9 protein-coding genes and 1 pseudogene are annotated in these 10,993 nt (G+C 59.1%); 5 read left to right on the forward strand and 5 right to left on the reverse strand.

Going from position 1 to position 10,993, the window contains the following annotated elements:
* Nucleotides 1-290, reverse strand: a 290-nt coding sequence (locus tag AC1DYI_RS17250) for a transposase (RefSeq protein WP_477205367.1), incomplete at its 3' end; no start/stop codon positions are given.
* Nucleotides 291-474: 184 nt separating this feature from the next.
* On the opposite strand from AC1DYI_RS17250, the gene AC1DYI_RS17255 reads away from it, so the two are divergent.
* Nucleotides 475-1,068, forward strand: coding sequence for a DUF4145 domain-containing protein (locus AC1DYI_RS17255; protein ID WP_477205368.1), 594 nt, complete (start codon nt 475-477; stop codon nt 1,066-1,068).
* Nucleotides 1,069-1,388: 320 nt separating this feature from the next.
* Here AC1DYI_RS17255 and AC1DYI_RS17260 read toward each other — a convergent pair.
* Nucleotides 1,389-2,466: pseudogene (locus AC1DYI_RS17260) on the reverse strand (IS110 family RNA-guided transposase).
* A 176-nt stretch (nt 2,467-2,642) separates the two neighbouring features.
* Here AC1DYI_RS17260 and AC1DYI_RS17265 point away from each other — a divergent pair.
* The 4 genes from AC1DYI_RS17265 to AC1DYI_RS17280 all read left to right on the forward strand — a co-directional run bounded on the left by AC1DYI_RS17265 (nt 2,643) and on the right by AC1DYI_RS17280 (nt 7,395).
* Complete coding sequence (locus AC1DYI_RS17265; protein WP_477205369.1) at nt 2,643-3,116, forward strand: PDDEXK-like family protein; 474 nt, start codon at nt 2,643-2,645, stop codon at nt 3,114-3,116.
* 620 nt (nt 3,117-3,736) lie between these two features.
* Nucleotides 3,737-4,255, forward strand: a complete 519-nt coding sequence (locus AC1DYI_RS17270) for a hypothetical protein (protein WP_477205370.1) — start codon at nt 3,737-3,739, stop codon at nt 4,253-4,255.
* 85 nt (nt 4,256-4,340) lie between these two features.
* Nucleotides 4,341-4,856, forward strand: a complete 516-nt coding sequence (locus AC1DYI_RS17275; protein WP_477205371.1) for a hypothetical protein — start codon at nt 4,341-4,343, stop codon at nt 4,854-4,856.
* A gap of 1,048 nt (nt 4,857-5,904) precedes the next feature.
* Entirely contained in the window at nt 5,905-7,395 is a 1,491-nt protein-coding gene (locus tag AC1DYI_RS17280; RefSeq protein ID WP_477205372.1) for a hypothetical protein, read from the forward strand.
* A gap of 165 nt (nt 7,396-7,560) precedes the next feature.
* Here AC1DYI_RS17280 and AC1DYI_RS17285 read toward each other — a convergent pair whose 3' ends face one another.
* From AC1DYI_RS17285 to AC1DYI_RS17295, 3 genes are all read right to left on the reverse strand, one after another.
* Complete coding sequence (locus AC1DYI_RS17285) at nt 7,561-8,283, reverse strand: hypothetical protein (protein WP_477205373.1); 723 nt, start codon at nt 8,281-8,283, stop codon at nt 7,561-7,563.
* A gap of 43 nt (nt 8,284-8,326) precedes the next feature.
* Entirely contained in the window at nt 8,327-9,898 is a 1,572-nt protein-coding gene (locus AC1DYI_RS17290) for a hypothetical protein (RefSeq protein ID WP_477205374.1), read from the reverse strand.
* Nucleotides 9,899-9,929: 31 nt separating this feature from the next.
* A partial coding sequence (locus AC1DYI_RS17295; protein ID WP_477205375.1) for a hypothetical protein occupies nt 9,930-10,993 on the reverse strand: 1,064 nt, incomplete at its 5' end.

The raw sequence follows: 10,993 nt of genomic DNA on the forward strand, positions 1-10,993 counted from the left end.
TGGCTCAGCACATAGGCTGCGAGGAACCACATCCTCAGCGGCAGCTTGCTGGACGCCATCACAGTCCCGCTGATCAGGCTGCTTTGGTGGCGGCAGCTGCAGCACTGGTAGTACAACAGCCTGCCGCGCCTGAAATTGCTGTACTCGTCGCTGCCGCACGCGGGGCACTTGAAGCCCTGCGGCCAGCGCTGCGCCTGCAACTCCTGCTCGCAGCCTTCCTCCGTCCCGAACTGACGCATGAACTCTCCAAACGACAGCCCCTTCTGGAATTGCACCCGATTCATCGGCATGATTGGCCTCCTGATGTCTGCCAATTCATCTTCCGACCCTACTGGCTCACCCGGTGAGTCAGTGGCTGAGGATCATCGCTAATCAAGCGAAATCATCATGCCACTCCCTCAAAGTCCAGTGCTCGACTGCAGCCACTGTGGAAATAGAACTCCTCACGCGCTCAGGTTCGCCTATGCCAACCCGATGCTTTGGGACGAGATCGAAAACGACGGGAGGGTGGAGAAGCTTCTTGAGGAATACACGTGGGCAGCATATTCCTGCGGAACGTGCGGCGGACTGAACCTGTACGGGGACTTCTTGAACTTTCCGGACGCACGGGAGTGGCGGTTAAGCAAACTTCACCCGCGCGGGCCGGAGCTAATTCCCGCAGCTCACACCGTTTCGCCCGCAGAGCCAGTCCCTCCAAAAGTCATCGCTCTATACACGGAGGTCTTGCCTCTCCGTCACCGGGCGCCGGGTGCATTCGTGGGTCAGGTTCGCCGACTCCTCGAATTCATTGCCAAAGACAAGGGGGCTACTGGCCGCGACCTCTACACCAAGCTGCAGGAGTTGAGCAACAACGGCACTCTTCCCGGGTACTTCGCACACATGTCTGAACTACTGCGCAAGGTGGGGAACATGGGTGCTCACGCGGTCGAAGAAGAGGTCACTATCTGGGACGCTGAGCTCATCGACGACTTCTTTCGTGCAATAGTGGAATACGTATATGTCGCTCCTGCAAGGGTGCGCCGCATGGAAAACCGCCTCAAACAGCACGTGGAGGGCAGTGAGCCCTAACCCTTTACAGGGACTCCTCGGCAAGTCAACAGGGCGGGCCGTCTTCTTCTTTCCTAAGCTGCATTGATCGTTCGGTTTGTTTCGTCGCGACGCTTGAATGAAGGCGCTGAACAGCGAGCAGACTGCCACTCTACAGACGGCCTTGTTGCACGAGCGGTATTGCGCGTGCGGACCCAGATGCGAACCGCTCAGCGGGGCTCCATTCCTATCGCGTGGACTTGCATTGCTGCGCCACCAAGGGTTAGTCGAGCTTGCCCGCTGCCGGTCTGACCTGTCAGTGCATCTTCATCGTTCGTCTTGCAAAGGAATATGACTTCGGCTCATGCCGTGGCTTGGGCGCCTGGCTTTGCGCTGACGTGATTCGCGTCGAAGCGCTCGCCTCGGGTCATCACCGCCCACAGGATGCGGGCGTTCTTGTTGGCCAGCGCCACCACAGCCTTTTGCCATCCCGAACGCTGCTTCAGGGCGAGCACCCAGCGCGAGATCGGATCGCTACGGGTGTGCGCCGTGTTCACCACCGACTTGGCTCCCTGGATCAGCAGCGTGCGCAGGTACGGGTCCCCGCGCTTGGTGATGGTGCCCAGATTGCTCTTGCCCCCGCTGGAGCGCTGCTTGGGAGTCAACCCCACCCGGGCACCGAACTGCGCGCCGCTGCGGAACTGCTTGAAGTCGCCCCCCGTGGCCACGGCCGCCGAGGCGGTCACCGGGCCCACTCCCATGAGCTGCCCGGCGCGCTTGACAGCGTCGTTGTCATGCTCATGCGCAGCCAGCCGGTCGTCGCACCAGGCCAGGTGCGCATCCAGCTCGCACCATTGCGCCTGGGCGCGCTGCAGGGTCATTCGCGCCAGGCCGTTCAGTTCGTTGGTGGCGTCCTCCAGGATGGAGTCCAGTGTCGCGCTCAGAGCCTTCACGCCAGTGGGAACGGCAACGCCGAATTCAAGCAGCAGCACGTATACGATTGATGCAGGCAGTGCGATCGGCCTTCACCCCTTCGCGCAGCCGGTGCACGCACAGCATGATTTGCTGCTCGACGCTCTTGACCGGCACGAAGCGCATGTGGGGACGCCCGCCAGCCTCGCAGATGGCAGCCGCATCGTTCGCGTCGTTCTTCCCGCTCGCGCCCTCAGCGCGGTACGGCGCCGCCAGCTGCGCCGAGACGATGCGTGCATCCAAGTCCATCGCAAGCAGCTTGCGCGCCCAGTGGTGAGCGCTCGAACTGACCTCCATGACCACCACGCAGCCCGGCGGCAACTGACGGCACCATGGCAGGAACTTGTCTCGGCTCAGGGCTCGGTTGATCAACACGCGGCTGGCGCCATCGACAGCGTGTACCTGGATCACGCGCTTGGATAGGTCCACACCCACGCGCGCCGCCGGAACTCGGGTAATCTTGTCCACGGACTTCCCCTTTCAATGGCTGCAGATTGATGACTCGTACCACCAATCTTGGCGCATCGACGCCGTTGCCCGAAGGTGGGAAGTCCCTTCGCATTCCAATCGAACGGACAGTCGCAAGCGGGCTTCGCCCACCCGTGGCGGCCGCTCAGGTAAAACGTTAGACCTCATACCCAGCCATGGCCTCCTCTTCCCGTCCAGCTGGAAAGCTTCTCGGAGATGCGGGCGAGCACTACGCCCTCAGTCAATTCAGCTTTGCTGGAAAGTACGCCGCCAAAATGCCGGACAACTGGGAAGCCTACGATCTCGCCGTCGAGACTGGGCACGGCTTGGTACGAGTGAGCGTCAAGACTCGAAGCGAGAGTGAGGGCTGGAAGACAAGCAAGTGGTTCAATTTCGATGACCGCAAACAATGCGACTGGATCGTCTTCATCTTCAAGCCCAAGTCGGGCGTAGTTCGCTCTTGGGTTGTGCCGTATGGAGTTGCCAAGCTGAGCGCCAACAACCCCGGTGAAGGCCGCAAGAATGCTTGGTTTCGGGATCTCTCCTGGCTGAAACTCAACAGGCAGCCTCTCTCGCTATACGAGAACAACTGGTCACTGATGGAGCCACCTCATGGAACCCAGACCGCGCCTCAAGCGCCTGAAGGCTAACCCTTCAATAGAGGGAATCTTTGCTTCGAGGTGGAAGTTGCCTCTTGCCTCGAACGCGAACGTTAGGTACCCCATCATGGCCAACTTCCCGGCGTAGAGGTAAATCGAATGGGCTTCACCCCTGAATGGATTTCCGCCGTGGCGTCAGTGGTCGCCGCAGTCGGAGTGATCTTCGCCTTCGGGCAACTTCGCGTCTCTAAGAACATCGCGCAGCTTCAGTTTGAAGACGGGCTCGCCAAGGAATACAGGGACTTGGCCAGCCGGATCCCCTACCAGAGCGTTGCTGGGCCAGGAACTGACAGAACCAGAGTACCTGGAGGCGTTTGATGAGTTCTATCGGTACGTCGACCTTTCGAACGAGCAAGTCTCGCTTCGTCAACGTGGTCGCATTGGGGAGGCAGTCTGGAAGTATTGGTCTGCAGGCATTGAAGCAAACCTCGCCCTCCCTCCATCAAGCGTGCCTGGACGGAGATCAAGGCCCACTGCGACAGCTTTCAGGAGCTGCGAAGGCTGGAGGCAGATGACTTTAAGCAAGATCCGATTTCCTGGGGAGACGGCATCTGATCTCTTATCAAGGAGCCAGCCTGCGTCGATGCCCCTACGTGGAACGTTAGGTTCATATGCATGACCTGTCGGACTATCTCGATAGCACGCATTCGAGCGTGCAGATCGATCTACGCAACAGCAGATGGCATCGCGATGGCGGAATTCCTAACCAGCCTGGGTGGTACTACATCAGCACCGATACGCCGATTGAGCTACTCCAGCGCCAACACCTGTGGAGCACGACGTACCAACGTGCGAGGGACCACAAAACGGCCAAGGTCAGGAACTACGACATTCAACGAAGAGCAGGCCGTTTCACCAACAATCTGGCTCCCTACTTCAACACGAGAGGGGTCTACTCAGGCTTGGCGTCCAAACTTCTGGCCCGCGCAAAGGAGCATACTTTCGCTGATCCTGGCACCGCCGGCCTGGCGCTGGCCAAGTATCCAGAGCTCTTTGACTTTGAATGGATATTCCACTTTGTCACCCTTCACAGATTCATGGCCGACTGTCAATGCAATGAAGTTCTTCTTCATCTCGGTGAGCAGGTGTGGCGTTCGAAGCATGGCTGGCCAGTACTGTGTGCGGAGTGAACCCTAACCTATCAGTTAAATGGACTCCTTGAGGCAAGCTCGAGGCGCCCACTACCTTGAACGTTGGGCACGGAGGAGGTGAGCTTTGAACTACGACATTCATGGCCCATTTGAGGTCACGCGGTCTGGTCGCTTGGTGGACAAGTCAGCAAAGGCCAAGCGCGACTTTTGGCTCGCGGTGGATGAGAAGGTCCCGGGGCTATCTGGTGGTGTCGGCTGCTATGTCTTCTGCGTAGGAAAGAAGCCTTGGTACGTTGGCCTGGCTGAGAAGCAGAGCTTCAGAAGCGAGTGCTTTCAGCCTCACAAGATCAATGCCTTCAATTCGTCGCTCGACAAAATGCAAGGGAAGCCTCGGCTCATCTTGGTCAACAAGCTCACCCCTGGGGGAAAGTTTGCAAAGCCGGGCGTGAATGGTCACAAAGCCAGTCGGTTTCTCGAAGACTTGCTCATTGGCATGGCCTTGTCAAACAACCCGCTGCTCGAGAATGTTAAAGGTACCAAGTTCATAAAGGAGTTGGTGGTTCCAGGAGTGCTAAACACACCTCAAGGCAAAGCCAGGAAGAAAGCTGTCCAGTTTCTGAAAGGCGCGCTGCATGCCTAACCCCTCAGTAAATGGGACGTCTGCGGCAGCCGCACGTTGCCCCATGAATACGCCGGACGATCTCTTTCAAGACGGCTTCCCATCACCTTGCGCCATAGCAATAGAGTCCCTTGCATCGAACTCTAAGCTTCTATCGCTCTCTGGAGGTCCCAGTGCCAGACCCACGTGTCGATCGACTCAAGACGCCTGACGATTGCGAGCAATTCGCTAAGAATGTTCAGGCAAGTCATCCTGATCTTGCCGTGCTGGCTCGGCGACGGGCTGTTGAGCTTCGTGCACTCCAGTTCGGCGCAACCACAGACGTCGAGCGAGAGGCGCTTCAGTGCATTTACGCTTTTGAAGAGGCACGATCGCAGCAGACAGGCAAGAGGGCTCGAGCCAGTCGCACTTGGCAAAGCATTCAACGAAACGGAATACTCCCAACGGTCGATCGCGTTGTTGCCAGACGAACTGCAACGGAGGGCTATGACGCCTTGGTTGAGGCTGGGATGGAGGACTTCACCTTTGAAGCCGTCGTTCTCAAGTATCCAGAGTCATTCTCACCCGAAGCGGTGGCGCAGGCACAGCGACGACTGCATGGAGGCGAAGGGTGACCGGCATTGGCCTCGCATTAGCAGGTATGGTGCGTCGAGGATGACTTATGAGACGACTTGAGTCCGTCGCAGCCCTCGAAGAGCTCGGCCGCTTGTCGCGCACGTTCTTCATGCGGGACTTTCTATACAGCGAGATTGGCAATCTCTACTGCGTGTCCAACGTTCCCGAGAACCCCGATCTCGCCCTCGGGGTTGCGTCGCACTACCAAGGGTTTCCGCCATGTAGGCGGTGACGCATTGCCTATTCATTGGGAATTCCGGCCGCGGTGCGTCACCTCCAGCGTTGAATTTCGACGAGTGCAGGCTAGGCTGAGTAGGCGCTACGCGCCTGAATCCCTGGCCGAGATCTCCACAAGAAGTGGGATGACTCTTCCCGACCGGCGCATTAGCGTGGGAAAGGCGCATGCGTGCGATGAACACCTGCGCGTTGACACGTCTACAACCGGGAGGCTGCAATGCAACTTCGGCTTTATCGCCACTGGCTGGTCTTGGTACTAGCGCCGCTGTTCGTAGGCTGCGGGTCGTTCCGCGCGGGCTTCAACGAGGTTCTTAGCAAGGAGGGTAGCGAGCAGTACCAATCGGTCGATCGGCACAGCAGCTATCCGGTGATTAGGCGAGAGAACTTCGAGCAGGTGAACCTGCTGGAGATGATCGATCCTGAACACAAGTCCAGCGGCCTGAAGGACTGGGACAGGGACGCGGAAGGAAAAATGGCCTATGGTCGGCTCTACGATCTGGCGTTGGCATGGTTTCGAACCAATGGCCAGCCGGACGAGGAGAAGCGTCTAGTTCGCGATGGTGTGCAGGACAAGATACTGGCGGTCTCTACCTCGCGCTGCAATGTGTTCAAGACATTTCTGCGCCGCCAGCAGACCGACGTTAACTTCACGCTCGGCTCGCTGACGACATTGGCGGGCGTACTCGGTGCCGTTGTGCCTGGAGCAGCAGCATCGCGCAACCTGGCAGGCACTGCTGGACTCTTCAGCGGCATTCAGGCCGAGTACAACCAAGCTTACTTCAGCAACTTGGCCGCCCACGTGATCGTGCAGKCCATCGAGCTACGGCAGAACCGGCTCAAGCATGAACTGATGGACGGCCGAAAGGACAAGAGCATCAAGGAGTACTCAATGGAGGCGGCGATCAACGACGCCATTGTCATCGACGGCAACTGCTCTGCGCTGGCGGGGTTGATCGAGGCCCAGGACTCCATCAAGGAGGTTGAGACGCCAGGTCTGAGAATGGCCGCACGAGCGATGACGAGTGCGCGCGCGTTGCAGGAGCTCAATGCCAAGCCCGTCTCTGAACTGCAAGCTAACGGTAGCTTAGATAAGCTTCTCGCAATCGCGGGGGGCAATGTGCCATCGCTGCTGGTGACCTCGGGCAAGCCAGCACCGGGTGCCGCGCTAGGCATCGAATTGGTGGGGGCGGCCAACGTCGCCGATGGAGTGCGGCGGCAGCTTGACTTGCAAGCAGGCCGAGTCGGTGCGGCCTTCGACGCACTACAGAAGAAGGCGGCTGAGGGTCAGCGCAGCGGGCTCGCCACTGCCGCCGTAATCACTGAGTTCAAGTCAGTCGTTTCGACCAAGTTGGGCGTGAAGGAAACCCCTCCAGCAGAACCCTTCAAGACCTGTGCCAGCCAACTCAAGGCCGCAGCTGGCGAGCTGGGTACAAGGACTTCCGAACTTGGCGCCGTGCAGGGCAGTCCGGACGAGGCGATGAAGGCCAACTACGCTCGGGACGTCGCTGAGGCCAAGGTTCGCCTTGTGCTCGCCCAGGTCAACGCGGTCAAGTCTGGTGCCCAGGCGCAGATCGACGCCGCCGCTTCAGCCGCTATCACCAAGCTTCCGACGGCCGACAAGCTGAAGCCGTTCGGGGTGAGCGAGCTGACCAATGCATTCAGGGACCTGGTAGCTGACGCCGCCAAGATAAGCGCGAACTGCAGCTAGCCGTCGCGGACATGCTGACATCGGTGACTGGGGTGACCACCTGCAGCCAGCGCCGACGACACCCGAAGTGGACGGAGCGGCGCTTCGCTCCGGACCAACTTTGGATAGCTGGTTCGCCGGCCGCGCGCGTGTACTCCGAAGAACGAGGCATTGAGCATGAATTTCTTAAGGGGGAGCAGAAGCGGCTCGCGCAACTGCCAACACCGCTGCAGACGCAGCATAGGCGGCCCTCAGTGCTGCGACGTCCGCTTTTTCCCTTTCACGCAGTGCTGAGTCTTCCGCCGCTGGGGCCTTTTGCATCGAGGTTGCCAACCACTCGACTCGATGAGTGACTATGGCCACCGCACAAAGGATGAAGCAAGCCGCGCCGAGCGCCAGCTGCGTTAAGAATACGCCGTCGCGAGTGTCCAGCTTCTGGACGAAGATGGGCCCCACTTTGCTCAGAGCGTAGCCCGAAACGAAGGCTGCGACCGCGGCGCCGATTTGCCCGTACACGCCCTTGTCTGTCTCGCCGAAGGGCACCCAAAAGGCGGCAAGTGCGCCCCCGGCGAGGCCTCCAAGCACAAGCGCCATGATGTTCACAAAGATCGCATGCAGAGGAGATTTATCGGTTCTATCGCGCAACGCGAAGGTTGCGAACAGCAAGAGTGGGGCCAATATGACAACAGCGGCGTTCGTGACGATGAGAGTGGGAGGAAGGTTGGGAGAGAACATTCCTGCGACTACTGTTCCGGCAACCGTCGCGGCAAGTGCGAATGCGCCGACAAAAATGCCAACTCGCCGACTCTCTTTGAGGGACGCCTCAATGTTGGTCTCAATGGCTGGAGCAGGACCAGCGTCCCCAGCGGCATTGGGGATGGTGGCCTTGTCAGGGTCAACTACGCACATAGTGTCTCCTCGGGAGAAACGAACTCTAGACGTATGTTGGACCTCAATCGCAACTCGCGTCAGTCGCGGAGACAAAGGAGCCGGCAGTACTCTCCGTCATGCGCCAACGGACGGTGCGCCCATCCGGAAGATTCGTCTCTGGATCCATGGCGACCACCACTGCGGTGTAGCAAGGGGGCAAACTTTCGACGCCCAGCTTAGACAGTGCGGCGCCCGGCACGAGGCCGGCTGCCTTTGCTCTGCTCAGAAAGCCTTTCTCATTGACAACACGCTGAAATGCCCCGGTGTTGAACACCTGCACCGGGTGCTTCTCGGTCTTCACCCACCAGCCTTCTTCTAGTTCGTGGGTATGTGCATAGACGAAGAGGCGAAGGCCGGCAAGGCCAGACTCCTTCATTCGTGCGCCAAGGTGGGCGGCAAAGACCCGCTGCTTGGGTATGAGAACCTTCTGAAATGCTGCTCCAAAGGTAGCTCCGCAGGTGTCCGTCCCATTGCTCCTGATGGCAATCTGGCTGCAGAGCTGCGAGAGCTCTTCAGGGGTCACCTCTTGTTCGACCATGCGTTTGAGCTCTGCTTGGAGCGCGAGTGCTTCGGAGGACGTTCCCTCCAACTCCTTGCGGAGCGGGTCGTCTGGAGGGAGTGCCCCCGCGACCAACCTGTAGCCGCGTGCCCGAGCCTTGGAGATGTCTGCTTCGCTTGGGCCACCGGGAGTACCTAGCGCCTGAACCTTCTGTGATAGAGAGGTCTCGAAGAGATTGAACCTAAGAAACCGGGCAACATCATGTATTGACTTCCACAGACCACGGTCCGCTATTCGATATCGCGCTCCGGCGGTTTCCGGACTGAGGTTGTCGATGATCGAATACTCGACCTCCTCTGCATTGAAAAGATTCTGAACAAACTTTTCGCCCCAGGGACGCTCAAGATACCGCTTGCCTTGAACGTCGACCMACACATTCGGCCAAGCCGAGAAGGCATTGACATCGGCACCGATTTGATGACCGTGCTCGATTGCAATCATCCCGTCGCCGGAAATCCACAGGCCATTCGGCGCGCACGGAGGGCGGGCGCCGGGGCCACAACGAAACACGCGGTCCGATTTCGACCCAATGGAGATCAGAACCTCCGACCAAGCATCGTCCAACATGATGCCGGCGTCGTGATTGCCTGGGACGAAGAACACGCGATTGCTCCCCTCGTCCGCAAAGGCGCCGAGCGTCTGTAGGTCTCCCATGTGCGCAGTGGCGACCAGCTTGACCAGCGCTAGTAGCTCAGATGGTGTGCACGCGGTATCGGCGTTGGCACCATCGCACTTGACCGTCGCCGGAGGTTGCCATAGCTCCATAGCGTCCCCAGCAATTACGAGGTCGACAGCCCCTTTCCCGCACGCGGATGTCCGATCCAGAAAGCCCTTCAGCGCAACGCCCCATCTGAAGTCCTCTGTGGGGTTCCAGCTGCCATCTTTCTGGAGGCCTAGTCCGAAGTGCAGGTCGCTGATAACGACCAAGTACCGCTCGCCGGCACTGGGTAGGAGCATCGGGCAAGCCGTACCGGACTGACCGTAGGCCGACTGGATGGTCGAGAGCATCCAAAGCAGCAAGGCGAGTTTTCTCACGAAGGATCTCCGTTCCAGATCTGCGATTGCGCTATTTGCAAAGTCTGAGCTGATGATTGCCAAGCAATAGAAATTCGAATCGACGCTGCTTGAACCTGTCTTCCGGATGCTCGGCCGCTACCTTGCTGGCGGCGTCCTCAAAGACCTTCAACAGTGTCGGAGTCTCTTGCTTATCGTGAGCGATCCGAATGACATCAATGGCCGCCCGCGCCAAGTACTGCCCGTATGTCACCTCGACCGGAAAGGGCGACACGACCATCGCGTCAATCCCGTTTCTGTTCAAGCGTTCGAGAACTTTCTGGTTGTCGCCGTTTGGGTTTGCGACAGAGCACGCCGTGATGAATGCAATGCTTCCGGATCGGAACTTTCGCTGGTTCTCTTCGATGAGGACCTTCGGCCACTTCGTCTCCGGCTGGTAGGTGTACCAAAGAGCGCCGTCACCCTGATGAGCAAGCAGCAGCAGCCCCTCGGGGTCCGCGGGCGCGCTGCCCGTCACGCCTGCCGAGCAATCCGGCGCAGTCGGATTGAAGTAGCAGCGCAAGTCGGAGAAGCCGTGCAGCCTGCTTGTCCTACGGTCGGGCAAGAACGAAGTGGCTTCGTCGAGCGGTAGTTGCGAAGGAGCACCCACACCGGTGCTCAACTTGTCCGGGTACCCGAGCGTCCAGCGAGGTACGCATGGGTACGCCGTGTAGCTCGCTCTCGGCAGTGGAAAGATGTATGCGGGAGCGGACTTGAACCTTCCAGTTGCTTCCAAGAGGCCCAGCGGAAGGTAGAGATGTCTCCCGTCGGCCCTGATAGAGCGCACGAGGACAATTGGCTTCCGGGCTGTAGCTGGGGCTAGGTTCTCCAAAGAGCGCAGCGCCAACGAGGGCTGGTCTTTGGGATCACCTAGGTTCACCGGGAATAGTTTTGTTCGCAAGTCGGCTGCGAGCGTGGAGTAGTTTCCTGTGTTCCAAGCGATGCTCAAGGTGTTCTGCAGCAGAGCGCTGCTCAAATACTCGGAGGGTGAGGTTTGGAGGGTCCAAGAGTAGACGCCTCGGTCGCCGATGTCTGTGGTAGGAGATGTCCGGAGTTTGGCGGCGTCTACATAAACTA

The sequence above is a fragment of the Ideonella sp. P3_A4 genome (assembly GCF_056403075.1).

Coding starts and splice junctions, on each gene's coding strand:
- AC1DYI_RS17255 (WP_477205368.1), top strand. CDS start 475: ATGCTTTGGGACGAGATCGAAAACGACGGGAGGGTGGAGAAGCTTCTT.
- AC1DYI_RS17265 (WP_477205369.1), top strand. CDS start 2,643: ATGGCCTCCTCTTCCCGTCCAGCTGGAAAGCTTCTCGGAGATGCGGGC.
- AC1DYI_RS17270 (WP_477205370.1), top strand. CDS start 3,737: ATGCATGACCTGTCGGACTATCTCGATAGCACGCATTCGAGCGTGCAG.
- AC1DYI_RS17285 (WP_477205373.1), bottom strand. CDS start 8,283: ATGTGCGTAGTTGACCCTGACAAGGCCACCATCCCCAATGCCGCTGGG.